The sequence below is a fragment of the Promicromonospora sp. NPDC057488 genome, assembly GCF_042802395.1.
Classification (GTDB): Bacteria; Actinomycetota; Actinomycetes; order Actinomycetales; family Cellulomonadaceae; genus Promicromonospora.
On the sequence record NZ_JBHVEG010000089.1, the window covers coordinates 1 to 25,516 of the forward strand.

At 73.5% G+C, this 25,516-nt stretch carries 14 protein-coding genes and 1 pseudogene; 5 read left to right on the top strand and 10 right to left on the bottom strand.

Annotated elements, in window-relative coordinates:
- Positions 1 to 36 precede the first annotated feature (36 nt).
- Complete coding sequence (locus ACFU5G_RS18000; RefSeq protein WP_377247587.1) at positions 37 to 969, bottom strand: Nif3-like dinuclear metal center hexameric protein; 933 nt, start codon at positions 967 to 969, stop codon at positions 37 to 39.
- 163 nt (positions 970 to 1,132) lie between these two features.
- Between ACFU5G_RS18000 and ACFU5G_RS18005 the strand changes: the two are divergent.
- Both ACFU5G_RS18005 and mtnN read left to right on the top strand, forming a co-directional pair.
- A pseudogene (locus ACFU5G_RS18005) lies at positions 1,133 to 1,582 on the top strand (S-ribosylhomocysteine lyase); the annotation flags it as partial.
- Between the two features lie 151 nt (positions 1,583 to 1,733).
- Positions 1,734 to 2,504, top strand: a complete 771-nt coding sequence (gene mtnN / locus ACFU5G_RS18010) for a 5'-methylthioadenosine/S-adenosylhomocysteine nucleosidase (protein ID WP_377247590.1) — start codon at positions 1,734 to 1,736, stop codon at positions 2,502 to 2,504.
- A gap of 199 nt (positions 2,505 to 2,703) precedes the next feature.
- Here the strand turns inward: mtnN and ACFU5G_RS18015 are convergent, their stop codons facing one another.
- Positions 2,704 to 3,627 carry a LysR family transcriptional regulator gene (locus ACFU5G_RS18015; RefSeq protein ID WP_377247593.1) on the bottom strand — a complete coding sequence of 308 codons (924 nt, stop codon included), beginning with the start codon at positions 3,625 to 3,627 and terminating at the stop codon, positions 2,704 to 2,706.
- Positions 3,628 to 3,826: 199 nt separating this feature from the next.
- Here ACFU5G_RS18015 and ACFU5G_RS18020 point away from each other — a divergent pair, with 199 nt between their 5' ends.
- On the top strand, positions 3,827 to 5,143 hold the full coding sequence (locus tag ACFU5G_RS18020; protein WP_377247596.1) for an aspartate aminotransferase family protein: 1,317 nt from the start codon (positions 3,827 to 3,829) through the stop codon (positions 5,141 to 5,143).
- Between the two features lie 240 nt (positions 5,144 to 5,383).
- Here ACFU5G_RS18020 and ACFU5G_RS18025 read toward each other — a convergent pair whose 3' ends face one another.
- Positions 5,384 to 7,345 carry a bifunctional 3'-5' exonuclease/DNA polymerase gene (locus tag ACFU5G_RS18025; protein WP_377247599.1) on the bottom strand — a complete coding sequence of 654 codons (1,962 nt, stop codon included), beginning with the start codon at positions 7,343 to 7,345 and terminating at the stop codon, positions 5,384 to 5,386.
- A gap of 198 nt (positions 7,346 to 7,543) precedes the next feature.
- Here ACFU5G_RS18025 and ACFU5G_RS18030 point away from each other — a divergent pair, with 198 nt between their 5' ends.
- Positions 7,544 to 9,307: a DUF222 domain-containing protein gene (locus ACFU5G_RS18030; protein ID WP_377247602.1), complete on the top strand. Its 1,764-nt coding sequence runs from the start codon at positions 7,544 to 7,546 to the stop codon at positions 9,305 to 9,307.
- Between the two features lie 311 nt (positions 9,308 to 9,618).
- Here the strand turns inward: ACFU5G_RS18030 and ACFU5G_RS18035 are convergent, their stop codons facing one another.
- From ACFU5G_RS18035 to ACFU5G_RS18065, 7 genes are all read right to left on the bottom strand, one after another.
- Complete coding sequence (locus ACFU5G_RS18035; protein ID WP_377247605.1) at positions 9,619 to 11,691, bottom strand: hypothetical protein; 2,073 nt, start codon at positions 11,689 to 11,691, stop codon at positions 9,619 to 9,621.
- A complete protein-coding gene (locus ACFU5G_RS18040) occupies positions 11,688 to 12,905 on the bottom strand; it encodes a VWA domain-containing protein (RefSeq protein WP_377247608.1) in 1,218 nt (405 codons plus the stop codon). Before ACFU5G_RS18040 ends, ACFU5G_RS18035 begins: the two co-directional genes overlap by 4 nt.
- Positions 12,902 to 16,270: a DUF5682 family protein gene (locus tag ACFU5G_RS18045; protein WP_377247611.1), complete on the bottom strand. Its 3,369-nt coding sequence runs from the start codon at positions 16,268 to 16,270 to the stop codon at positions 12,902 to 12,904. The genes ACFU5G_RS18040 and ACFU5G_RS18045 overlap by 4 nt, the downstream gene beginning before the upstream one ends.
- Entirely contained in the window at positions 16,267 to 17,409 is a 1,143-nt protein-coding gene (locus ACFU5G_RS18050; protein WP_377247614.1) for an AAA family ATPase, read from the bottom strand. The genes ACFU5G_RS18045 and ACFU5G_RS18050 overlap by 4 nt, the downstream gene beginning before the upstream one ends.
- Positions 17,410 to 17,577: 168 nt before the next feature.
- On the bottom strand, positions 17,578 to 21,549 hold the full coding sequence (locus ACFU5G_RS18055; RefSeq protein ID WP_377247617.1) for a DUF4132 domain-containing protein: 3,972 nt from the start codon (positions 21,547 to 21,549) through the stop codon (positions 17,578 to 17,580).
- 233 nt (positions 21,550 to 21,782) lie between these two features.
- The gene (gene aspS, locus ACFU5G_RS18060; RefSeq protein ID WP_377247620.1) at positions 21,783 to 23,102 is read right to left on the bottom strand and encodes an aspartate--tRNA(Asn) ligase; all 1,320 of its coding nucleotides are present in this window, start codon (positions 23,100 to 23,102) and stop codon (positions 21,783 to 21,785) included.
- A gap of 369 nt (positions 23,103 to 23,471) precedes the next feature.
- On the bottom strand, positions 23,472 to 24,317 hold the full coding sequence (locus ACFU5G_RS18065; RefSeq protein ID WP_377247623.1) for an alpha/beta fold hydrolase: 846 nt from the start codon (positions 24,315 to 24,317) through the stop codon (positions 23,472 to 23,474).
- Between the two features lie 475 nt (positions 24,318 to 24,792).
- Here ACFU5G_RS18065 and ACFU5G_RS18070 point away from each other — a divergent pair, with 475 nt between their 5' ends.
- The gene (locus ACFU5G_RS18070) at positions 24,793 to 25,449 is read left to right on the top strand and encodes a heme oxygenase (biliverdin-producing) (RefSeq protein ID WP_377247626.1); all 657 of its coding nucleotides are present in this window, start codon (positions 24,793 to 24,795) and stop codon (positions 25,447 to 25,449) included.
- Positions 25,450 to 25,516: the final 67 nt, after the last annotated feature.

Genomic DNA, 25,516 nt, shown 5'->3' on the forward strand with positions numbered 1-25,516 from the left:
ACCTGAGCGTCTGACACGGGCGGGGCGTGCGAGGGCTCAGCGGGACGGGACCTGGCCGGTCCAGGGGTCGGTGACCAGCTCGCTGACGCGGGCCTCGACGGCGAGGCCGTCGGCCCCGAGCGCCGCGGCGAGGTCCTCGACGGCGTAACGCAGCCAGGGCCACTCGCTGGCGTAGTGAGCGGTGTCCACGAGGAACGGGGTGCCGGCCGGTCCGGGGATTTCGGCGGCTCGGGCCTCGAACTCGGCGCGTTCGCGCAGCTCGGAGGCCGGGTGGTGACGCAGGTCGGAGGTGACGTAGACGTCGGCGTCGGCCGCGCGGACGGCGTCGAAGTACCCGTCGCCGGAGCCGCCGAGGACGGCGGCCGTGGTCACGACGGCGTCGGGGTCGCCGGAGAAGCGGATGCCCTGCGCGGTGGCGGGCAGCGCGGCGGCGACGCGGCGGGCGAAGCCGGCCAGCGTGGTGGGTTCGGCAAGACGGCCGACGCGGCCGATGCCGCGGGCTCCGGCGTCGTTGTCCGAAGCCGCACCGACGCCCGTGGCGGCGCTCAGCTCCAGCGGCCGCCGGTCGGTGATGCCGACCAGGTCGGCGAGCGCGTCGGCAACGCCGCGCGGGGCGGCGTCGGCGTTGGTGTGCGCCACGTGCAGGGCGCAGCCGCCGGTCAGCAGCCGGTGCACCACGGAGCCCTTGAAGGTGGTGGCGGCCACGGAGCTCACGCCGCGCAGGAACAGCGGGTGGTGGGTGACCAGCAGGTCGGCGCCCCAGTCCAGGGCCTGGTCGACGACGGTCGACACCGGGTCGACGGCGAACAACACTTTGCGCACGGGCACCGCGGGGTCGCCGGCGACGAGCCCGACGGCGTCCCACCCCTCCGCCGTCGACGGCGGGTAGAGGCCGTCGAGGGCGGCGACCACCTGCGCCAGCGTGGGGGCGGTGCCGGCGTGGGGTGCGGGGAGGTCGCTGCTGCTCACGCTGGGCAGCGTAGTACGCAGGTCCGTCGCCCGGCTCGGTCTTACAGCTCGGCCTGACGGCTCTGTCTCACGGCTTGGTCGTCCCTGCTTGTCGCACCAACAAAAGTCGCGGACGGCATAGGCTCGGACCGTGACCGAGTCAGCATCCTCCCCAGCGCCCCGCATGAACGTCGAGTCCTTCAACCTGGACCACCGCGCCGTGTCCGCGCCGTACGTGCGCCTGGCGGACCGCAAGCAGCTCCCGGGCGGCGACGTCATCGTCAAGTACGACGTGCGCTTCACCCAGCCCAACGTCGCGCACCTCGAGATGCCGACGGTGCACTCCCTGGAGCACCTGTTCGCGGAGCACTCCCGCAACCACTCGGACGCCGTCCTGGACTTCTCCCCCATGGGCTGCCAGACCGGCTTCTACCTGATGCTGCAGGGCGAGCCCGCCTACGACGACGTGCTCGCGCTGATCGACGCGACCCTGCGCGACATCATCGCGGCGACCGAGGTCCCCGCCGCCAACGAGGTGCAGTGCGGCTGGGGCGCGAACCACACCCTGAGCGGAGCGCAGGAGGCCGCCTCGGCGTTCCTCTCCGCCCGCGGTGTGTGGTCCGAGGTCTACGCCAAGGACGCGCCCGGCGACGCCTCGGCCCGCGACGCCGCCGCTCGCGACGCGGCCGCGCTCGAGGCCGCCGGACGGGACGCCGCGGCAGGGACGCACCGGCCGGGCTCGCCTCTGCCGCTGCCGTCCGTCGAGACCGAGGGGAAGTAACGGGGTGGCTGGCTCGGTCTCGGGGTCCGGCTCCGTCTCGGGGTCCGGCTCCCTCTCGGGCTCTGGCTCCGACCAGCCCGTCGCCGTCGTGCTCGTCGCGATGGACGACGAGGCCGCGCCGTTCCTCGCCCTGGCGTCCGAGGTGGGCGAGCCCGAGCGGGTCGGTCTCGCCGAGCAGCGCCGGATCGTGCTCTCCGGGCGGCCCGTCGTGCTGGTGCGCACCGGCATCGGGTTCGTCAACGCGACGTCCGCCGGCGCGGCCGCGATCCTGCGGTTCGGCGCGGACGTGCCCCTGATCAGCGCGGGCAGCGCCGGCGGGCTCGCCAAGGACGTCGCCGTGGGCGACGTCGTCCTGGGCGCCCGCCTCCTGAACGCGGACGCCGACGCGCGCGCCTTCGGCTACGTGCTCGGCCAGGTGCCCGGCATGCCGGAGGCGTACGACGCCGCCCCCGCGCTCGCCGATGCCGTCCGCCGGGCCGCGGCCGGCATCGCCGACCTCGAGGTGCGCGAGGGCGCGATCGGGTCCGGCGAGAAGTTCGTGACGGCGGACCTGGCGGTCACGCTCCGCGCCGACTTCCCGGACATGCTCGCCGTCGACATGGAGTCGGCCGCGCTGGCGCAGCTCTGCCACAACTTCGGCGCGCAGTTCGTGTCCGTGCGGGCGGTGTCGGACCTGTGCGCCCCGGACGGCACGGAGTTCCTCACCCACGTCGACGACGCCGCACAGCGTTCGGCGCGGCTGGTCACGGCCGTGGTCGGGCTGCTCGAGGGCTGAGGGCGGGGTCGGCTGCTCGGGGGCTGAGGGCGGGGTCGGCTGGGCGGGTCGGCCGGGCGGGTCGGCCGGGCGGGTCGGCCGGGCGGGTCGGCCGGGCGAGGTCAGTGTGTCCGGGCGCGCTGGGTGGCATCGGCTGGACGGCGTCGGCTGGACGGGCTCTGTTCGACCGGCTGTGGTGGGCGACGTCAGCCGGGCGGGGTCAGCGAGTCCGGGCGCGCTGGGTGGCGTCGGTCTCGCGGGCGCTCGCCCTCAGCTGCGCCACGGCGTGGCCGATGAGCGCGGCCCGGCGCCGGTCCTGGCGGGCGTGCACGACGATGCGCCGTGTGACGGCGGGACCGACCACGGGCCGGGCGACCAGCCCCTCGGGCAGGCCGCTGATCGCCAGGCGCGGCAGGACCGTCACCCCGACGCCCGCCGCCACCAGGCGGAGCGTGGCCCGGTGGTCGTCCAGGCGGGCGGCGTACCGCGGGACGAACCCGGCGGCGCTGCACGCGGTGAGCACGATCTGCCCGATCGGGCTGTCGTAGATGTCGTAGTCGATCCAGGGCTCGTCGGCGAGGTCGCGGAGGCTGACCTCCGCGCCGGCGGCGAGCGGGTGCGCGGCCGGGAGCACGGCCACGAAGCCCTCGACGGTCAGCTCGTGCCGCTGGTACCCGTCGAGGTGCACCTCGGTCCCGCCGTCGGGCTCCGTCCGGACGTCGAGGTCCGGAAGGCGGCGTCCGCGGCCGTCCACCGGCTCGTTCAGGCTGATCTCGACGGTGAGGTTGGGCTGGAGCTCGCGCACCGCCCGGACGACCGCCGGCATCCACTGCTCGGCCGCCGAGGCGAAGCACGCGACCGCGAGGTGCTGCCCGTGACCGGCGCGGAGGTCCGCGACCACGCGTTCGAGGCGGCCGAAGTCGGCCAGGAGCGACTGCGCCTGGTCTGCGAGGTGCCGCGCGTCGTCGGTGGCGACGATGCCGCGCCCCTGCTTCTCGAACAGGACCAGCCCCGTCTCGCGCGCCAGCGCGGTCATGTGCTGGCTGATCGTGGCGGGCGAGTAGCTGAGGTTCCGCGCCGCCTGGTTGACCGACCCGGCCGCCAGGACCGCGCGCAGGATCTCGAGCCGCCGGGGGTTGAGCATGCGGTGACTGTAGGGCGGGACGGCGGCCGGGCGCACCCGCGACCGTACGTTGATCACGAACGGTGACCCGGTTTTGTTTGCTTGTCCTGATGCTTCCGGGCGGCAGAGGATGGCATCCGGCTCGGGCTCACGAGAGGCAGGGCACTCAAGGATCACCAGAGGAATCGCGAGAGGGATGGCGAGAGGGATGGCGAGAGGGATGGCGAGTGAAATGGCGATGGACACGACGTTCTTGGACGAGGCGGACCGCCTCCTGATCCGCTACGGACCCAGCTTCAGCCCCCGGCTGATCGAGCGCGCCGCCGGCTCGTACGTGTACGACAGCCAGGGCACTGCGATCCTCGACTTCACGTCGGGGCAGATGAGCTCGATCCTCGGGCACGCGCACCCGGACATCGTCGCGACCGTGTCGTCGTCGGTCGCGTCGCTGGACCACCTGTTCAGCGGCATGCTCAGCGCGCCGGTCCTCGGGCTGGCCGACCGGCTGACCGCGACGCTGCCCTCGGGGCTGGACAAGGCGCTGCTGCTGAGCACGGGGGCGGAGTCGAACGAGGCCGCGATCAAGCTGGCCAAGCTGTACACCGGCCGGTACGAGATCGTCTCGTTCGACCGCTCGTGGCACGGCATGACCCAGGGCGCGGCGTCCGCCACCTTCTCCGCGGGACGGCGCGGCTACGGCCCGCCGACGCCGGGCAACCTCGCCCTGCCGACGCCGAACGCCTACCGCTCCCCGTTCCGGGCGGCCGACGGGTCCTACGACTGGGCGGCCGAGCTCGCCTACGGGTTCGCCCTGGTCGACCAGCAGTCCGCCGGCAGCCTCGCCGCATGCGTCGTCGAGCCGATCCTGTCGTCCGGCGGGATCATCGACCTGCCGCCCGGGTACCTCCGGCGCCTCAAGGAGATGTGCGAGGAGCGCGGGATGCTGCTCGTCCTGGACGAGGCGCAGACGGGACTCGGGCGCACGGGCACCATGTACGCGTTCGAGCGCGACGGTGTGGCCCCCGACATCCTGACGCTGTCGAAGACGCTCGGCGCCGGGCTGCCGGTGGCCGCCGTCGTGACCAGCGCCGAGATCGAGCAGGTCTGCCACGAGCGCGGGTTCCTCTTCTACACGACGCACGTGTCCGACCCGCTGGCGGCGGCCGTCGGGCTGACCGTGCTCGACGTGATCGAGCGCGAGGGCCTGGTCGAGCGGGCGGCGCGGCTGGGCGAGCAGCTCACCGGGCGGCTGCTGGAGCTGCGCGAACGGTACGAGGTGGTCGGCGACGTCCGCGGACGCGGCCTGCTGCAGGGCGTCGAGCTCGTCCAGGACAAGGCGAGCAAGACCCCCGCCGATGCCCTGGGCAACGCGGTGACGACGGCCTGCCTGGAGCGGGGGCTGCACATGAACATCGTGCAGCTGCCGGGGATGGGCGGGATCTTCCGGATCGCGCCGCCGCTGACGATCAGCGAGGACGACCTGCACGGGGGCGTGGACATCCTGGAGGCGTCGCTCAAGGCGGTGCTGGACGGGTAGGTGGTGCTGGACAGGAAGGCGGTGCTGGACAGGAAGGCGGTGCTTGGCGAGAAGCCTCTGTGTTGACGGGAAGGCTGTGCTGGACGGGTAGGTGGTCGGGTGTCGGCGGGCGGATGCTCGATGGGCAGGCGCCCGATAGGCGGCTCGATGGGCAGGCGCTCGATGAATAGGCGCCCGGCCGGGCACTATCCGACCAATAGGCGCCCGGCACTGTCCTACCGGTAGACGCGCGGCCGGGCGTCAGCCCTTGGCGTCCGCGTAGCTCTCCGTCACGGCGACGCTGAGCGGGAAGTCGACGGGGAAGTCACCGAACAGCAGCCGACCGGCCTCTTCCGCGGCGGCCTGCACCTCCTGCGCGACGACGTCGGCGAGCGCCGCCGGTGCGTGCACCACGATCTCGTCGTGCAGGAAGAACACGAGGTGCGGCCGGCGATCGAACGGCGCGGGAGCGAGCCCGGGCCGGGCGCCGTCCGACAGGTCCTCCCCGAGGGCCCAGAGCCGACGGCGGATGGAGGCGATCCAGCACAGCGCCCACTCCGCGGCGGTGCCCTGGACCACGAAGTTCCGGGTGAACCGGCCCCAGGACCGGGTCTGGCTGCGGGCGCGGGACTGGGCGTCGGCGCCGGCGTCCTCGTCGAACGCGGAGCCCTGGACCGCGGCCCACGACTCGCCCGGCCGGGGCGAGCTGCGGCCGAGCCGGGTAGTGACCACCTCGCCGCGCTCCCCCGCCCGTGCCGCGCGCTCGACCAGGTCGATGGCCTGCGGGAACGCACGCGCGAGCCGGGGCAGCACCTGCGCGCTGACGCCGGTGGTGCCCCCGTACATGGCTCCGAGCATGCCGACCTTCGCGTGCTCGCGGGAGTCGACGGCGCCGGTCGCGACAATCCCGGCGTACATGTCGGTGCTCGCCCCGTCCTTGGACCGGCCGGCGGCGGCCATGCGCTCGTCGCGCGACAGGGCGGCCAGCACGCGGGGTTCGAGCTGGGCGGCGTCGGCGACGACGAAGGTCCAGCCCGGGTCGGAGACCACCGCACGGCGCACGTTGTGCGGAAGCTGGAGCGCGCCGCCGCCCGTGCTCGCCCAGCGGCCCGTGACCACGCCGCCCACGACGTACTCCATGCGGAAGCGGCCGTCGTGCGCCCAGGTGTCGAGCCAGTTCCAGCCGTTCGCGGTGTAGAGGCGGTAGAGGCTCTTGTACTCCAGGAGCGGCGCGATCACCGGGTGATCGAGCTTCTCAAGCTCCCACTTGCGCAGGCTGCGCGCGCCGACGCCCGCGTACTCCATGGCCCGCAGCAGGTCGGGGTGGGAGTCGGGGTTGAGCGTCGGCGGGGCGTCCAGGGCGGTCCGGATCTGGTTGGCCAGCGCCTCGAGCTTGGCCGGTCGCGTGCCCGGGCGCGGCCGCGGTCCGAGCGCCTCGGTGAGGATCTCGTCGTGGATGTCGCCGCGCCACGGCAGGCCGGCGTGGTGCATCTCGGCGGCGGCCAGCGCGCCTGCGGACTCGGCCGCGAGCAGGAGGCGGAGCCGGCCGGGGTCGGTGCTGTCCTTGATCGCGCGGAGCTGGGCGGTGAACTCGGTGAGGGGGTTGAGCGGGCCCGTCGCGTCTGGAGCGCCGGTGCTGGTCGTGCTGGTGCTGGTCGTGCTGGTACTGGCCAACGGGCCGTCGCGCCCGGGGCCCATGCGGGCTGCGCCATCCCGGGCTTCGCCATTCCAGCTTCCGCCGCCCGTCACGTCCTTGGCCGACGCGCCGCTCGTTTCCCGGTCCGGTCGGCCGGACGCCGCACGGGACGCCGGAGCGCTCAGTTCGCCGAGGTCGAAGAGCGGTTCGGAGCCGGGGTGGCGGTCGGGCCGGACCAGCGCGGCCGCCGTCGGCCCACCCGGGGGCGGTACGGCGGCGAGGCGGTCCCAGGCCGTGGGCCCGGCCTCGGCGAGCGCCGTGCGCGCCGAAAGCGCTGAGGTGCGCAGCACGGCGTGCGCGAGCCGCAGGTCGTGCGCGCGGTCGACCCGGACGCCCTCGGCGAGCAGCGCCGGATACCAGCCGTTGGTGTCGTCCCAGGTCCAGCGGACGTGGGACGACTCAGCGGCTATCACCTCGCGGACCAGTCCGGAGGCCTCGACGATGTGCGGCTCGCCCTCGGGCGCACCGGCGTCGGACATCGACCGTAGGCCGATATCCGCGCCGTCCTGCGAGACCACCGTGTGCATGGGGACCAGTCTGCCGTGAGCCACTGACACTCGGCGGTCAGCGGCCCCTCGCCATGGCCGTCCTGTCCGAGGACGCTCCGTCGCACTCCGATGAGTTATCCACAGATCTCAAATCTTACGAGAACTGAGCACGCTCGTTCGATAATGTCGGTCAGGTCGCCGGCACCAGGCCGAGCGTCGGATCGAGGGGGTGACCGGATGGTGCTGGCACAGCCGAGCGCGACGAGTGCCGGGGCGCGCTCGCTCGAGGAGATCGTCACGGACCTCCAGGTACTGACACGGGAGCTGGTCGGCGTCGCTGGTTTGGATGCGCTGGACAACACTCTGCCGGGCGGGACGTCCGGGATCACCGGCCGCCTCACCGCGGCATCGCCGCTGCTGCGCGCTGTGTGCTCGCAGCTGGAGGTGCTCCGGATGACCTGGCTGCCCCGGATCGAGGCCGACGGCAGGTGGGCGCTCGACGGTTCGCGGACGTTCCGGGTCTGGCTCGCCCGCCGCGAGAAGGTCACCATGCGGACGGCGAGCAGGGACGTGCTGACCGGCGAGCGGCTTCTCGAACACCTTCCGGCCACGCTCGCCGCCGCCCTGAGCGGGCGGATCGGGATGGACCAGGTGCGGGCGATGGTCGACGTCGGCCCGACGTCGGACGACCGGCGCAAGGCACTGGTGAGCCCGGTCGACGCGACGCCCGGCGGACATGGCGAGGGCAACCCCGTGAACGACGGCGAAGGAGCACCAGCGGACGGAACCGACGGTGCCGAGGCAGACGGTGCCGAGGCAGACGGTGCCGAGGCAGACGGTGCCGGAGCAGACGCCGGCGAACCGGCCGGGCCCGCTGACGGGGACACCACCGGCGACGCCGCGGGGACCGTGGTTCACGGGCCGACCGGGGAGGAGTTGCTCCTGGACCTGGCCGACCAGCACGGCCCACTCGTGTTCCGCCGGTTCGTGGACCGGTTCGCCCGCGTCGCCGACCCGGAGTCCGACGAGCGCGGGTACAAGCAGGCCTCGGAACGTGAGCACCTCGACGTGGCCAAGACCTTCGGCGGCTACCACGTCGACGGATTCCTCACCGACGAACACGGTGAAGCACTGCGCGCCGCGATGGACTCGGTGATGGGCGCTCCGACACCAGGCGACGACCGCACCCCCACGCAGCGACGTGCTCAGACCCTCGCCGATCTCGCCCGCACCGTGCTCGACAACGGCCACACCGGGACCGGGGCCGCAGTGCGACCGCACGTCACCGTGACCGTGTCGTGGACGGAACTCACTCGCCTGACCAGGCGGTCCGGAGCGTCCGGGAGCAACAGCAACGACCTTGGCGGACGGTCGATCGACAGCGACGGCGACGGTCACAGTCACAGTCACAACGGCAGCAGCGGCAGCAGCGGATCCAGCGCAAGTGATGGCGGAAGTGTGGTCGACCGCAACCATCTGACGTTCCGGCGCCGGCCCAAGGAGCTTCCTGGGACCGACGGCTCGGCGAGCCTGACCGACGTCACTGCGGCGCCCGCGAGATTCGGCATCTCCGGATCACTCGTACCAACCGCCACGCTGCGGCGCCTGCTCTGCGACGCCGCAGTGACCCGGGTGGTCTTCGGGCCCGACAGCCAGGTGCTCGACGTCGGTCGGGCGCAGCGCACCGTCACGGGACAGATGCGCCGAGCCGTGATCGCCCGCGACAAACATTGCGTCTACGTCGACTGCACGCAGCCACCCGCCCGCTGCGAGGTCCACCACGCCGAACGCCACTGGGCCGACGGCGGAAACACAAGCGTGCCCAACGCAGCCCTGCTGTGCTGGCACCACCACGACCTCGTCGACCGGACCGGCGTCACTATGCGGTGGACCGGGAACCCAGCCGGCGCCCGCCACTCAGGCTGGACGCTCGTCGACCGGCACGGCCGCGAGCTCACCCCGGCGGGCACCCCGCGCGGCACGACCCGGAGGCAGACATAAAGCCAGCTGGTCAGGCAGGACCGACACCGACACCGACACCGACACCGACACCGACACCGACACCGACACCGACCAAGCCTGCGCGAACCTGCCAGTCAGTCCGGACCGGCGGGTTCAGGTCGGCAGGTTGGGTCAAGCCCGCTCGGTCGGGTTCAATCGGTCAGGCCCGGCCCGGCCTGCCATGCCCGGCCGATCCCGCCAGTCGGGCTGGGCCAGGCAAGCTGGGCCGAGCTGGGCAGAGCTGGGCCGATCGGGTTGAGCCGGGCAGGCCGGGCCAGTCGGGTTGATCCGTCTGGCCGGGCCACGCCGGATCAGCCCGCCACGTCCGCCACCGCTCGTGCCCGGCCCACCACGAACGCAGCGTGCAGCACCGCGGGCGGTGTCAGATCGCTGGCCAGCAGACCCTGGGCCGTACGCTCCAGGGTCGTGAGGCCGAGATCCCGGGCCAGGGTGCGCGCCTGCTCGACGTCCGACCGCTGGCGTGTCGTGAGCGCCGGCCGACCCGTCGCTGCGGCGGCCAGCAGGACGTCTCCCAGCAGCAGTGTCACGCGGCGGACCGGGGCCGGCGGGGCGGGCGCCGGACGCACCGTCTTGGCCGAGGACGCCTGCGCCTTGAGCTTCCGCAGCCGCCGACGCCAGAAGTCCCAGTAGCTGCTCTCGAGCGACCACGCGGGGGTGATCGTGGGGCTGACCAGTCTGATCGCCCCCTTCTTGTCACGCACGAACAGGCCCACTGGCTCGTCCCGCTCCTCGCGCTGCTCGATCGTCATCGCGACCAGCTTGGCCCGGACCGACAGCAGCGTCTGGACCGCCTGCTCGCCCGCGACCGGCAGACGCAGCAGCCGGCTGTCGCCCTCCGACGTGACGACGGCGAGCGTCAGCTCCTGCCGAACCTCGTCGATGCCGACCTCGCCGACGTCGCGGACCAGCACCAGCCGGACGTTGGCCGGACGTCGTCCGAACCCGACGACGTCGCGCGGCTGCACCCCGGCGCCGGTGCGCTCGGCGATCACGCGGAGCTCGTCGAGGTCGAAACCGTCGCCCTCCAGGCGCTGGAGCACCGGGGTGCCGCCGGCGCCGAGGCCACCGTCCGGCTTGGTGCGCACCTTGGTGAGGGCGAACCTACCCTCGCACAGCGTGCTCAGGGACCTGTTCCACAGCAACGGGCTGGTCCAGCTGCGCTGGAACCGCGGGTCGGTGCCCGACGGGCGTCCCGTCACGACCTGACGCACCTGGCCCGCATCGCGCACGGAGTGCGCGCCCACTTCGGTCTCGGCGTCCCAGCCCAGGTAGGCCAGGCCGCGCGACCCGCTCTGCGACGTCCACCACCGGGCCCCGAGCGGGACCCAGCGCGGGACGTCCACCTCGTCGTCCGTGCCTTTGCCGGCACCGGCACCGCGGCCCGGACCGGACCTGGCCGACGCGCCAGCGCTGTTGGCAGTCCCAGCCTGGTTGGCCCCAGAAACTGCTGATGCCCTCGCAGATGCAGAGCCCGCCGATGCAGAGCCCGCCGATGCAGAGCCAGCCGATGCCGTTCCGCCGCCAGCCGGGTCGGCCGCGCGCTCCAGCACCTCGCACATGGCCCAGATCTCGGCGAGCGTGTCGAGCAGGTCGGACTCGTTGACGGCGTCGTCGCGGCCGGCGAGGCCCGTGACGAGGCCGCCGGCGACCCGGACGAGGCCGTGGAACCGCACGTTGCCGACCTGGTCGGAAGCCACCTGGTCGAACCCGGCCACCCGGACCCGGCCGGCCAGCGCGGTCAGCGACTCGGCGTCGTCGGTCCCGAGGTGGGACAGGCCACCCGACATGAGGCGCCCGACGACGTCCCGCACCTCCGCGAGCGCCTCCCGGCGACGCTTGACCACCGCCGGGGACGGTGCGCGGGTCGCCGCCGTCCCGGCCAGACCGGCGGCGTCGGACCCTGCTGCCTGACCGCCCGTCCGGGGCGCGGACTGGGCCACCACCAGGCCGGCACCGGGCGACCCGGCTGCGGGCGATGCACTACCGGACGATGCACTACCGGACGGCGCGCTGCCGGGCGATGCACTGCCGGGCGACGCACTACCGGACTGAGACGAGTCGAGCGTCGGCGATTCGGCCGGCGCCTCGGGCGCCACCTCGACCGCCCAGAGGCAGGCGGTCAGCACGTGCTGGCACACGCCCGCCGTCGGGCAGTCGCAGGAGACCGCCGCGGGACCGCGGCCGTCCACGCGTACGGTCACCCCGGACACGTCGAGCACCGCACCCTTGGCGTCGTACGACACCTCGGTCACGGTGTCCTTGCGAGCACGACGCAGCAGGCCCGGGTTGCCGAGCGCCTTGAGCGCGTCGTCGTCGAGGCCGGCGTAGGGCGCCGCCCAGGCGTAGGTCTTCTTGTCGCTCACGAGAGCACCTCCCCCAGCCACTCGGCGAATCGTTCGGGTGTCAGGGCGGCGACCTCCATGCCGCACTCGGCCAGGTGCCGGGCCGTGCCCTGGTCGTAGACGGGCTCGGCCGCCTCGTCCAGGGCGGCGAGCCCGAGCATGGTGACGCCTGAGGACGCCATCCGCCGCACCGTCGTCAGCAGGTTGGACACCGATCCGCCCTCGTAGAAGTCGCTGACCAGCGCCACCACCGTCCGGGACGGGTTGCGGACCTGCTGCTCGGCGTGCCGCACGGCGCGCGCGATGTCGGTGCCGCCGCCGAGCTGCGCGGTCATCAGCACCTCGACGGGGTCGGCGGCCAGGTGCGACATGTCCACCACCGAGGTGTCGAACAGGTAGAGCTGCACGTTGATGCCGGGCAGGCCCGACAGGATCCCCGCACACACCGCGGAGTACAGCAGCGAGGGCGCCATCGATCCCGACTGGTCGACCAGCAGGATGACGTCCCAGGTCAGGGTGCGCTTGGCCCGCGCAGAGAAGCGGACGTCCTGCACCATCATGCGACCGTCCGCGTCGACCCGGCCGAGGTTGGCGCGCAGGGTGCGCTTCCAGTCGAAGTTCCGCGCGACCCGGTGCATCGAGCGGCGCGAGCGGTCGATGCGGCCGTTGACCGCGGTGGTGAACCGGGGCCGCAACCGCTTCACGACGTCGTCGACGACCCGGCGGATGATGCGGCGCAGGCCGGTCGCCGCCTGATCGTTCAGGGCGCCGCGCACCTGCAGCATCGCGACCGCGAGCTCCCTCGAGGGTTCGAGAGTCTCGAGCGCGGTCTCGTCCTGCAGCAGCTCGGTGAGGCCGTACCGGCTCACGGCGTCGACCTGCATGCGCTCGAAGGTCTCGCGCGGGAACAGGCTGCCGGCCTCGTTGAGCCAGCCGAGCGCGGTGACGTCGACGCCGTGCGGCTGGGACCCGCCCAGCCCCGCGCCGCCGCCGCTGCGACCGCCGCCCTCGCCCGGGCCACCCCGGCCGACGCGGTGCCCGCGGGCCGTGTACTCCCGGTCGTACAGGTAACGCAGGGACCGCTCCAGTCCCTGGTCCTGCTGCCCCACCTGCAGCTCGTCGGCGGCGTACCGGCCGAGGACCAGGCGCCAGCGACGGGCGGCCTCGTCGTCCGAGACCGCCGGCGCCGGGCCGGCTGCCTCGGGACCGGGCGCTGCCCGATCGATCGTGCTCATGCTTCTCCTCCTGCCGGGGTGACGCCCACGGCACTCTCCATGTCTGTTGCTGCGGAGTCTGTTGCTGCGCCGTCAGGTACTGCGGCGTCAGGTACTGCGGCGTCAGGTACTGCGGCGTCAGGTACTGCGGCGTCAGGTACCGAAGCGTCAGATATCGAGGCGCTGGTTCCGCCGACCCAGTGGGCCAGACCGTCCCGCTCCAGCACCGCCGCCAGCTCGCGGTCCAGGGCCAGGCCGGTGGCGAGGTCCTCCTCGGACAGCGCGACCCGCACGTCCACCTGGTCGACCCGCGCTCCGGTCCGCTCCGCGACCCGCTTGGCCAGCCGATGCGTCTCGGTGGGGCGCAGCCACGTGAAGGCCCGCCGCAGGTCCGGCAGCACCGCCAAGAACGCGCCGCCGTCCAGCGCGCGGAGCGCGTCGTCGACGGCGTCGAACATCTCCGGCGTGTGCAGGATCAGGTCCGGCGCCGCCCGCATGACGCCGCCCAGGAACCGCACCGCGGCGCCCGGGTCGGCGCCTGCGGCCAGGGCGCCGCGGACCCGCGTGACCAGGACGTCGTCGGCCACCTCGCCGTCGGTGAACCCGAGGGCGAGCAGCGCGCCCGATACGGCGGGCGCGGTGTCCTCGTCGTCGCGCAGGCGCGCGAGCTCCCGCTCGACGGCGATGCGGTTGACGGAGCCGATGCCGTCGGCGCCCGCACCGTCCCTGTGCACACCGTCCCTGTGCACAGCATCCCCGTGCACACCGTCCCCGTGCACACCGTCCCTGTGCACAGCGTCCCCGTGCACAGCATCCCCGTGCACTCTGTCGGCTGCGGCCGCGTCCCGCAGCAGCGAGCGCAGGCCGATCAGGGTACCGATGGCGGCGTCCTCGTCCTCCGCACGCACCTTGCCCAGGTCGCTGACCAGGTAGGCGGTGGTGGCGAGCGCCTGGCTGACCAGGTCGAGCAGCTCGCCCGCGTACTCCTCGGCGCCGAGCTCGATCCGCGCCTCCCAGAGACCGAGCAGCCGGCGCGCGCCCGAGACCACGGAGTCGACGTCGCGGTCGGTGTCCAGGGTGACGCGCAGCAGGGAGACGATCCGGGGCAGGTGCGACCCCATCCCGATGACCAGGGCCTGCGCCACGAGGCGCGCGAGGGCGTCGACCGACGCGGACCCGGCACCAGACACGGCCCCCGCACCAGACCCAGACCCCGTCCCCGTCCCCGGGGCCGGGGCCGTACCTGTTCCGGACGCAGCCCCGGACCCCGAGCCCGTGCCCGACAACCGCGCCTCCGCCTCGGTCAGCCGGGCGACAGCGACCGCCTCCAGCGTCGCGCCGAGGTGCACCATCTCCACGAGCCGCGCCTCGACCAGCGGCGTCCAGCAGTACTGCCACTCCTCCGTGATCAGGCCCAGCCCGCGGCCGGCCACGTGGTCCGGACCCGAGACGAGCTGCCCGAAACCGGCCCCGACGAAGTCGAGCAGCGCCAGCACCTGCCGCTTGGCGCGGTGCGACGCCGTCCGCCGGGCGTCCAGGCGCGCCGTGCGCGGCACCGAGTCGTCGATGGTGAGCTTCACGGCCCGCACCCGCTCGCGCACGTCGCGCACAAGCGGCGGGGAGGCGCTGCCGGGTGGCACGTCGCCCAGGGCCCGGCCGCCGAACACCTCCGCGATCGCCAGCCCCAGCGGCCGCTCGGGCTCTCCCGGCCCGCCGACGCCGCCGTCGTCCTGCACGTAGCACGACCGCATCGCGTCGAGCAGGTCGGTGCGACCGGCGAAGGCGCGCTCGCGCAGGTCCGCGAGCCGCGTGGCCGACTCGGCGGCGGCGCTGACCTGCGGCAGGCTCACCGCGTGGCCCCGGTCGACGGCACCCCGGGCGACGTCGACCAGGATCTCCGCGGCGAGGGCGCGTGCGCCGACCGGGCCGGACGCCACAGCAGCGCTGGTCACGCCGGTCGCAGCGTCAGCCGCAGCACCGGGGACAGCACGTTTCGCAGCCGACTTCCGGTTCGTCCGGCCGGGCGCCTTCGTGGCAGCGCCGTCAACCGAGCCGTCAACCGAGCCGTTGACAGAGCCGTAGGCAGAGCCGTTGACAGAGCCGTTGACAGAGCCGCCGAGCACGCCGCCGACCGCCAGCTCCCGGAGGTGCGCGACGTGCAGGCGCTCGTAGTAGCCGGGCGAGGGCATGCCCGCGCCATATCCGCGCAGACCGTCGAGCCGTTCGTGGTCGTACCGCACCAGCCACGCCTCGCCCTGCGCGACCGGGCCGAAGCCGCCCTCCGGCTGGCGGTCGCGCACCGGGGCACCCTCCGCCGCGCCGGACAGCGCCTCCACCAGCGCGAGCGTGTGGAAGGCCCCGGTCACCACGAGCACCGGCCCGTCGACCTCGGCCGCTGCCTCGGCGACGCGGGCGGCCATGCGCGCCTCGCGGTCCAGGGACCCGTCGGCGGCGAGCACGCTCTCCTCGTAGTCGAGCCGCGCGAGCGCCGCCCACGCGAAGACGTCGTCGAAGACGGCGCGCCAGTCGGCCAGCTCGGCACTCGGCCGCGACTCGAACAGGTGGTCCCAGACCTCGTCGTGGTCCCGGCACCCGAGCCGGCGAGCGAGCGCGGCGACCGCCTCGGAGTGTGCGAGGTAGCGCTCGGACATCAGCGTGCGCGCGAAGGGGTCGGGCTGGGCATCCGCCCCACCGGCACTCGGACCAGCGACATACGGCCCGCCGTTTGGACCGGCAGCGTTCGGACCCGCAGCATCAGGACCTGCAGCATCCGGGCCTGCACCGCCCGGACCAGACCCACCGGACCCAGACCCGCCCGACCCGGACACCGCCCGCTCCGCGGCCGACCGCTCGCCGAAGGACCGGTCGATGAACCGGAGCTCGGCGCCGACGTCGCGCCCCGCATGCAGGGCGACCCACTCCGGGGAGAAGGAGGCGAGCGGGTAGAAGCCGGAGCCGCTGCCGGGCTCGTGGCCGTCCGACGACGAACCGGTCCCGGTGTCGCCGAGGCTCAGCACCGCGATCGGCGGCCGCGTCGCCTCGTGCAGCAGGTCCGGGATGAGCCGCGTGAACTCCTCGGGCCCCTCGATGAGGACGGCCGCCGGCCGCAGCTCCTCGATCGCGGCTCGCACAGCCACGGCGCAGGCCGGGCTGTGGTGCCGCACCGGCGCGAGGTAGACGCCGCGGTCGGCACGCAGCCCGCCGACGGCGTCCGCGGCCGCGCGCAGGCGCTCGGGTGCCAGATCCCAGACGGCGTCGGAGCGCCGGCCGGCGCGCCCGCCAGCCAGCACGGCCCCGCCGTCCGGCACCGCCGCGTCGTCCTGCACCACGCCCGCCGCGCCGTCCTGCACCACGCCGACGCCCGACGCCGCGCGCCCGGCCGTCACCGCCACAGCGGCTCTGCCGCGGTGAAGAACGCCTTCCAGCGCGCGTCGGTCCGGGCGCGCTCGCGCACCACGTTGTCGACGTAGTGCCGCAGCCGGCGTGCGTCCTCCTCCTCGCCCTTGAGCGCCACGCCCGCGACCTGCCGTGCGACCTCGGCCGCGGTCACGGTGCCGTCGCCCAGATACCGGGCCTCCAGCGAGGCCGCGACGGCGACGTTGACGGCCTCCGCCGTCGACATGACCGTCTCCGGCCGCTTGACCGGCGCGCCCTCGCGGGTGTTGCCGGTGCGCAGGTCCTGGAACACGGTGACGAGCACCTCGAGGACGTCGCGCGGCACCTCGGGCCGGTCGCCCTCGGGGCCGAGCTCGGCTGCGAGCTGGCGCTGCACGAGCTCGATCTCGAAGGCGCGGTCCCGCACCGGGGCCACGGTCTCGAAGCTGAAGCGGCGCTTGAGGGCCGCCGACATCTCGTGCACGCCGCGGTCCTTGAGGTTCGCCGTCGCGATCACGGTGAACCCGGGCCGGGCCGCGACGCGCGCGTCAGGACCGAGCTCGGGGACCATGAGCTGCTTCTCCGACAGGATCGACACGAGCGTGTCCTGGATCTCCGGGGCGCAGCGCGTGATCTCCTCGAACCGCACCACGCGGCCCTCACGCATGCCGGTGCAGATCGGCGACGGCACGAGGGACCGCTCGCTCGGGCCCTCGGACACCAGCAGCGCGTAGTTCCAGGAGTACCGCACGTGGTCCTCGGTGGTGCCTGCGGTGCCCTGCACCGTCAGGGTCGAGCTGCCCGACACCGCAGCCGACAGCAGCTCCGACAGCATCGACTTGGCCGTGCCCGGCTCGCCCACGAGCATCAGGCCCTGGCGCCCCATCAGGGAGACGACGGCGCGGTCCACCAGCGGGTCGTCGCCGTAGAACTTGCGGCCCACGCCGAGCTCCTCGGAGCCGACGACGAACGCCCGCACGGCCCGCGGGCTGAGCCGCCAGCCGGGCGGAAGCTCGTGGCCGCGCTCTGCGTCCCAGGCCGCCAGCGTCGCCAGCTCTGCGGCGTAGCGGACCTCGGCGGGCGGGCGGATCTCGTCGTTTCCGGCAGTCGTTCCTGCCGGGGCGCTGGGGATGGTGGTTTCCGTGGTCATGACGTCCTTCGGTGCTCACAGCGAGTGATGACGCAACGGCCCAGGTCAGAGCCACTGCGGTCGGCGTGCGATCAAGGTAGCGGGAGCTACTGACACGCCTGTCGGGTCCGGTGCCGGCTCCATGTGTGTGCCTATGCATGGAGAGAGCCGGCACCGGACCATCGAGCCTCAGTACTGGCTCTTCTTCTCCCAGTCCGCGTCGAACGCGCCGCCCTCGGCCACGTTCAGGTAGTCCCGGTACGACACCGCGAGCAGCACCTTGGGCACGTCCTTGATCGCGAGCCGGCCCCGGTCGTCCCAGGTGCCGGTGCGCCGGAACACGAGGTGCTCCACGGCGGCGGTGATGTTCTCCTCGGGCAGGAACGCGCCGGTGAACTCGATCTCGACCGTGAGGTCGAGCGTCGGGTATTCCTTGCGGTAGGCGGAGAACCAGCCGGCGTCCTCCGCCTGCGACCGCGAGTAGCCGAGCTTCGTGGCCCGCCCGCGGATCGTGAACGAGTCGCTGAGCCAGCCGCGGCGGGTGCTGATCACGGTGGCGGTGTCCGGCAGGTCCGGCAGCGCGCCGGCGGCGTCCTGCGCGTCCGCGCCCAGTCCCTGGTCCGCGCCCAGTCCCTGGTCGAACAGCGGCGTGATCTCGTAGTCGCCGAGGTGGGCGCGCCAGGCCGGCGCGCCGGTCTCGTCGTCGTCCCCGAGGGTGGCCGCGTGCACCAGCGACACGAGCGCGTCGTCCGGAAGGGTGACGTCCTCGTCGTCGACGCCGATCAGCGCGCCGCCGTCGCCCGGCCGGAACGTCACGGTCCCGGCGCCCGCCTCGCCGACAGACGACCCGGCATCCGATCCGGCATCCGATCCGGCGCCCGGCACCTCCGCTGCCCACACCAGGCGCGCGGCGAGGCGCGACATGAGCGGGTGCCCGAGCACGAACTCACGCCAGTCGGCGAACGTCCAGGTACGGCCGGTGACCATGGCCTCGGCGAACCGCTGGGTCTGGAGCGCCACCACGGCCTTCAGCTCGGCGCGCGACTCCTTGAGCTGGCGCTTCGCCTCGGCGTACACCTCGTCGTCGTCGGACGCGCGCTTGGCCGGCAGGGCCTTGACGACCTTGCCCGCGGGGTTGCGCAGCTCGAGCGTGAACGACTCGGTGATGCGCCCGGTGACCACCCGCGCCTCGTCGCCGCCCTCACTCCCGGTAGCAGTCCCGGAAGCGCTCCCGGAAGCAGGCCCGCCCAGGTCGAGGCGCAGGATGCCGTCGTCGTCGAACCCGGCGGTCTGCACCGTGCGGTCGGCGAGCTGGTCGCCGTCCCAGCCGTTGCGGTCCGCGATGTCCTGGGCCAGCGCCCCGGCCGTCTCCTGGACGGTGCGCTGCTTGAACCGCCGCGAGACCGCGAGGAGCTGCTGCACCGCGGCGCGGTCGCCGTTGGCGGCCAGGGCCCGCACGAGGTACTCGGCCTGGGCACGCCGGCCCTTGTGCGCGCTGAAGTAGTGCTGCGCCGTGGTCGCGAGCCCGGACCCGGGCATCCCTACGGTCAGCGCGAGCAGGCCCTTCTCCTGCGTGGCCGACCCGAGGTAGGTGGCCTGGTCCTCGCGGTAGAGCCGCTTCCAGAAGTCCTCGACGGTCTGGCCCGCCTGGTCGGCGTAGTACTCGGGGTAGCGCTTGATCGCGGCCTGCAGGCCGTCCCACCGGGACTGCGCGTACTGGTCGGCGTACTCGCGGGAGTGCTCGACCGAGGGGTTGCGGGTGTCCTGGGCGACCCAGGCGCGCAGCACGAACGAGCCGAGCGCGGCCTGCGAGGCCGGGTCCAGCAGGCCGACGTACCGGGCGATCAGGCCCTCGCCGCTGGGCGACTTCAGCTTGGTCGCGAGCACGGCCCACCAGCGCACGACGTCGCGGGGCACGACGTCGCCCGCCCCCGCCCCAGCAGCACCAGCACCAGCACCAGCACCAGCACCAGCACCAGCACCAGCACCAGCACCAGCCCACCGGACCTCCGGCAGCTGCTCGAACGGGAACCAGTCCAGGCTCGCCGGCATCTTGGCCTTGAGCCCCTTGGCGGCCTCGGCCTGCAGGATCTCGGGTGCGAGGTCGGCCGAGATGTCGTCGCCGAGCGACTCCAGCGCCGAGAGCAGCGCCGCCCGCGCCGCCTCGCGCCGCTCCATCTTCAGGGCGGCGCGCAGGGCGGGGACCGCCGCGGCGTCGCCGATGCGGTCGAGCCAGGCCGCGGCCGAAGCGCGCACCTCGCTCTTGGTGTCCGCGAGCGCCTGCTCGGCCAGGGGCCGGGCGCCGGTGTGGGCCTCGAGCACGTGCTGCGCGGTGATGCGGTGGGTCTTGCCCGCGCCGAGCGCGAGCGCGGTGAGGTTGGGCAGCACAAGCGGGGGCACCACGGGGAACTGGCGCAGCACGTCGAGCGCCTTGGCGACGCGGTCGCTGCCGCCGTCGCCCGACTGGAGCGTGCGCTCCAGGAGCTGCGGCCGCTCCGCGAACCACGGCCACGACACGGACGCCGGGATCTCCTGCTGCCCCCACCAGCGGTTGAGCACGAGCTCGGTGATGAGCTCCTCGGGCTCCGGGATCTGCACGCGCTCCAGGGCCTCCTGCAGCTGGCGCAGGTCGGTGAGCTCGTCGAGGTGGCCGCGCAGGGTCCACAGCAGGTTGTTGTTGTTGCCCTTGCCCCGGTGCGTGAGGGCCTGGAGCCGGATGTGGAGCATGAGGCCCTGCCCGGCGAACGGGTCGCGGCGGCGCTCGGTGAGCCACTGGACCAGGGCCGAGGCCTGGTACTTGCCCTTGACCGGCGTCTCGCCGGACAGGTGGCCGGGCAGCGCGTCGAGGTCCTTGTCGGTGATCTTCTGCAGGCGGTCGAGGTTGCTCTGGGCGGACCGCAGGGCCCAGTCCTTCGCGTTGCCCGAGGACCGCTTCTTCATCTCGGCGAGGTTCTCGCGCGCCTCGACGGTCGCCTTCTCGATGTCGGCGCGGAGCTGGGCCAGCCAGGCGGCGTCGAGCGCGACGTCGGGCAGCGGCTGCCACTCCGGGAGCTCGATGACGACGTCCTCGGCGGGCGTCTCCAGAGCGCGCGAGCGCTCGACGGTCTGCTCCAGGAGCTTGACGCGGGCGCTCTGCCCGTTCGCGATCTTGCCGTTCGCGTCACGCAGCGGCACGAGCGCTGCCTCGCAGGCGGCGATGCCCCCGTCCAGCGCGGCGAGCCGGGTCACGGCCTCGGCGAGGCGGCCGGACGGCGCCGTGGCCAGGTGCGGCGCGAGGAGCTCGACCTGCTTGTCGTCGGGCAGGCTCGCGAGGTACTTGAGCGCGGCGGCGCGCACACCCTTGGCGGGGTCGACGGCGAGCGCCGCGACGATCCGCGCGAAGTCGTCGCTCGCGGCCTCCTGCGTGGAGACGCGCTTGCCGATGCGGTCGAGCACCTCTTCCTTGCCGGAGGCGCCCACCGTGAGGACGACGTCGCCCAGCAGGTCGACGTGCCGGGCGACGTACTCGTCGAACCCGAGGGACTTCAGGATCCCCTCGCGGGCGTCGGAGTACCAGGAGCGCCCCTTCGCGGAGCGGTGCGCGATGCCCACCAGGACGACGCGCGGGGCGTCCTCGGCCGGCACGCCGCCCTCGATCGCGGCCTCCTCGAACGTGGACGGCGTCCAGCGCGTGCGCGTGGCCTGGTCGCCGGAGCCGGACCGGTTGCGCTTCGGCGTGCCGATGTGGCCGATGTCGTGCAGCAGGAGGGAGAGCCACTCGGGGACGCCCGGGATCTCGACGGTCTCGGTGAGCTGCGCCAGCACCCGGCCGAACCGGACGACCTGCGGCATGGCGCCGACCGCGTAGACGCGGCGGCGGCCGTTGATGCCCTTGTCCTTGGTCCAGTTCTTGTGGTGGGCGGCGACCTTCTTCTCCTCGTCGGGCGAGACCCAGCTCGACCAGTAGCTCGAGCGGCCCGGCTCGTCGAGCAGCTTGTCGATCTCACCCGTGTTCGCGGACGCCAGGCTCGTCAAGATCTCCGGCGTCGTGCCCTGCAGCACGTAACCCACCGCGTCCTCGTACGAACCGGCGCTGAGCAGCGACAACGGTGCGAGCGCATCCGCCACGCCTCGCGCCGTCTCGTCGCCGCCCCGCACCCGGTCCATCAGCTCCTGCAGCATCTCGCCCCATCACGTCGTCGTCGGCCATCGGGGCAGAGCTCGCCCCTGGATCGTGCCGCCTTCAGCAGCACGCGCCACAAGTTACTGGTGGCCTCTGACACACCCGCGCGCCCGGCCGGCCGACGGACAGGACGCCCGGGTGAAACGCCCGGCCGGCCGCCCGGAACCACCCGGAACCACCCGGCACGGTGCCCGGACCGCCGGTCGGACGCACTGCGGGACCTCGGCAGCCGCTAGGGCACGAGCCGGTGCAGGTCCCGCGGGAAGGGCGTCACCTCGCGGACGTTGGCCGCCCCGACGAGCCGCGCGACCCAGCGCTCCAGCCCGATCGCGAACCCGCCGTGGGGCGGCATCCCGTGCCGGAACGCCTCCAGGTAGGTCGCGTACGACGCCGGGTCCTCGCCGCGTGCCTCGATCGCCGCGACGTAGTCGGCATACCGGTGCAGGCGCTGCCCGCCCGTGACCAGCTCCAGCCCGCGGAACAGGAGGTCGAAGCTGTTGCTCCACCGGGCCCCGCCCGACTCCTGCCCGTCCACGGGCTCGGGGTGCGTGTAGAACGGTCGCTTGGCCATCGGATAGCCCTCGACCGCGACGAAGTCCGACCCGTGCTCGGCCCACGCCCACTCGCCCAGCGCCCGCTCGTGCTCGGGCGCGAGGTCGGGCTCGTCGGCGGGCGCGCCGACCAGCTCCAGGGCGTCGGCGAAGTGCAGCACCGGGAACTTGTCCGGGACTTGCGGCACATCGACGCCCAGCCGGTCGGCCGCCCCGGACGCGCGGACGGCGTCCGCCATCCCGGCCAGGACGTCGCGCAGCACCGCCAGCACGTCGCGGTGGTCGCGCACGAACCCGAGCTCGACGTCGAGCGAGCGGTACTCGGCGAGGTGCCGCACCGTGTCGTGCGGTTCGGCCCGGAACACCGGACCCACCTCGTAGACCCGCTCGAAGACGCCCACCATCTGCTGCTTGTAGAACTGCGGCGACTGCGCGAGGTAGGCGGGCCGGCCGAAGTAGTCGACGGGAAACACGTTCGCCCCCGACTCCGTGGCCGTGCCGACCAGCTTGGGCGTGCAGACCTCCGTGAAGCCCGCGGCGTCCAGGGTCGCGCGGAACCCGCGCAGGCTCGCCGCCGCGACCTCCCAGCGCGCCTTCTGCGCCGGGTGCCGCCAGGCGACGGCGGCGTGGTCCAGCAGGGTGGGCAGCGCGGCCGTCAGGGCGGGCCGCCACAGCTCGACCGGCGGGGTCTCCGCGGGGTCGGTGAGCGGTGTGATCAGCGGGTTCGCGTCGCCCACCCCGGTGACCTCGACCCCGCCGGGCGCCTGCGGGTTGGCGGTGACCGTGCCGGTCACCTCGACGGTGGTCTCCTCCGGCGGCACGACTGGCAGCACGTCCGACGCCGCGTGTCCGGCGCCGGTGCGCACCACCACCTGGGCGAGGTCCGTGCGGTCGCGCAGCACCAGGAACGTCACCGTCGCGAGCTCGCGACGCCGGTGCACCCAGCCCTGCAGCCGCACGCGCGACCCGGGCGGAACACCCGGCAGGTCACGGGCGAGCACCCGCGCGATTTCGGGGGCACCAGTTTCGGGAGCGCCAGTCTCCAGGCCACGGGCCTCGGACGCAGACGTGCTCGGGGACGGCAAAGGTGGTCTCATCATTCCTCCAGAAGGCGCAGGCCCTGGAGGAGCGGGCGGGGGCTAGGTCGCGGTGCCACCACTCCTTTGCCGGGAAGTCCCGGCCTCTCGTCGGTACGCCGCACGCGCGGGTGGGCAGTTGCCCGGCGGACCGGGCGGAGGTTTGTCAGGCCTCCCGCTCACCACCGCACACGCTATGCCCGACGGCGTCTGCCGCGCCACCACGATTCCGGCGCCGCCAGGATGACGGCGGCAGCACGATGACGACGCCCCAAAAAGGTGACCACAGCACGCTCACGCCCGCCCGCCGTCGACCTCCCCCAGCCAGGTCCGCACGGCGCGGCCCACCGCGGCGGCGTCCTCCAGGGGCACGAGGTGACCGAGCCCGGGGAAGGCGACCACCTCCGGGCCGCCGGGCAGCGCCTCGCGGAGCCGGGCGGCCTGTTCGAACGGGATCCACGGGTCGGCGTCGGCCCAGCCGACGCGGACCGGGCAGCGCACCTCGCCGAGCCGGCGCACGATCGGCGCGGTGTGCTCGGGAGAGAGCCGCGCGATCTGGCGGTAGAACGCCGCCTGCCCCACCTCGTCGAGCCACGGTTCGGCGAGCATTCCGACGACGTCGTCCGGCAGCACGTGGTTGGCGGCCCCGGCGATGTACTCGCGCACCAGGGCGCCGTGCAGCGGGCCGGGCACGGCGGCGAAGACTGCCTCGTTCTCGGCCACGAGGCGGAAGAACGGGGAACCCCAGGGGTCCAGCATGACGATGTCGAGCAGGAACAGGCTCGCGACGTCGGCGCCTTCGAGAAGATGGGCGCCGAGGGCCGCCGCTCCCCCGATGTCGTGCGCCACGACGTGCGGCCGGTCCAGCGGCCGGTCCAGCGGCCGGTCCAGCGGCCGGTCCAGCGACCCGTCGGCCGCCCAGTGCCGCAGCAGCGCGGCCAGACGTCGGCCCTGGGTCACGAGGTCGACGGCGACCTCGGGCCCCTTGGACGAGACGCCGTAGCCGGGCATGTCCCACAGGAAGACGCGGTACTCCCGGCTGAGCGCGCGGGCCACGGGCGCCCACACCCGCGCGGACCACGGCGTGCCGTGGCACAGCACGACGTCGCCCGCCGGCACCCGGTCGGCCGGCTCCAGCACCCACGTGGCGACGCTCTCGCGAACGCGTTCGCCGTTCCCGGTACCCGGACCGGCACCACGACCGGCACCATGGCCGAGATCCAGCTCGACGACGACGGGTTCGGGCAGCTCGGAGGCAGCAACAGAGGCAGCGGTGGAGGCAGCAGCAGGGGCAACGGCAGGGGCGGCAACAGAGACAGCAACAGAGGCAGAGCTGGGGCTCGCGGCGGACGTCGGAGGCTGCGCGACAGACATCCGACGACGTTAGGGGGTCACCGCGCCCGGGTCCACCGCCGCCGTCCGGCCTGCCGTCCCGACCTGCCATCCCGACCGGCACCAGGCAGCCCGAACCGCCGTCGGGCACCCCTTCAAAGTCACCCCAAGGAAGGTTAGGCTGACCTTACTTCTGTTGCTATGATCCCGTCGTGATGACACATTGTCAGCACGTCAGTGAGCACATCAGTCAGCACGTCAGAACTGCGTCGGAGGAGACCACGTGAGCCTGCCCGCCGAGGAATTCGCCCCAGTCCCCCTGTCCGCCGTGCTCCGGCAGGGCACCCGTGACGCCCACGCCGGCGCCAACTCGGAGCAGTTCATCGAGGAGCTCCTGTCCGGCGGGCTCACGCGCGCCGCGCACGCCGACCTGACCGCCCAGCTCCTGCCGGTCTACGAGGCGCTGGAGGGGGCGAGCGCCGCCCTGGGCGACGACCACCGCGGCGCCGGCCTCGTCTTTACCGAGCTCGCCCGCGTCCCGGCGCTCGAACGGGACCTGGCCTTCCTGTACGGCCCGGGATGGCGCGAGGAGATCCGCATCCTGCCGGCCACCCACGCGTACGCGGACCACGTCCGCGAGGTCGGGGGCAGCCTGCCGCACTACACCGCGCACTCCTACACGCGGTACCTGGGCGACCTGTCCGGCGGGCAGATCGTCAAGCGCATGATGAAGGAGCACTACGGCCTGGACGAGGAGGGCGTGGCCTTCTACACCTTCCCCGACATCCCGAAGGTGAAGGTGTTCAAGGACGCCTACCGTCACCAGCTCGACCTGCTCGACCTGGACGACGACGAGGTGGCCGCGACGCTGGCCGAGACGCACCTGGCGTTCAAGCTCAACCGCGCCGTGTTCACGGAGCTGGCCGCCGTCCACTGCTGACCCCGTTCGTGTCAGACGCACAGTTTCGTGTCAGACGCACAGGTCACCCGGGTGACCTGTGCGTCTG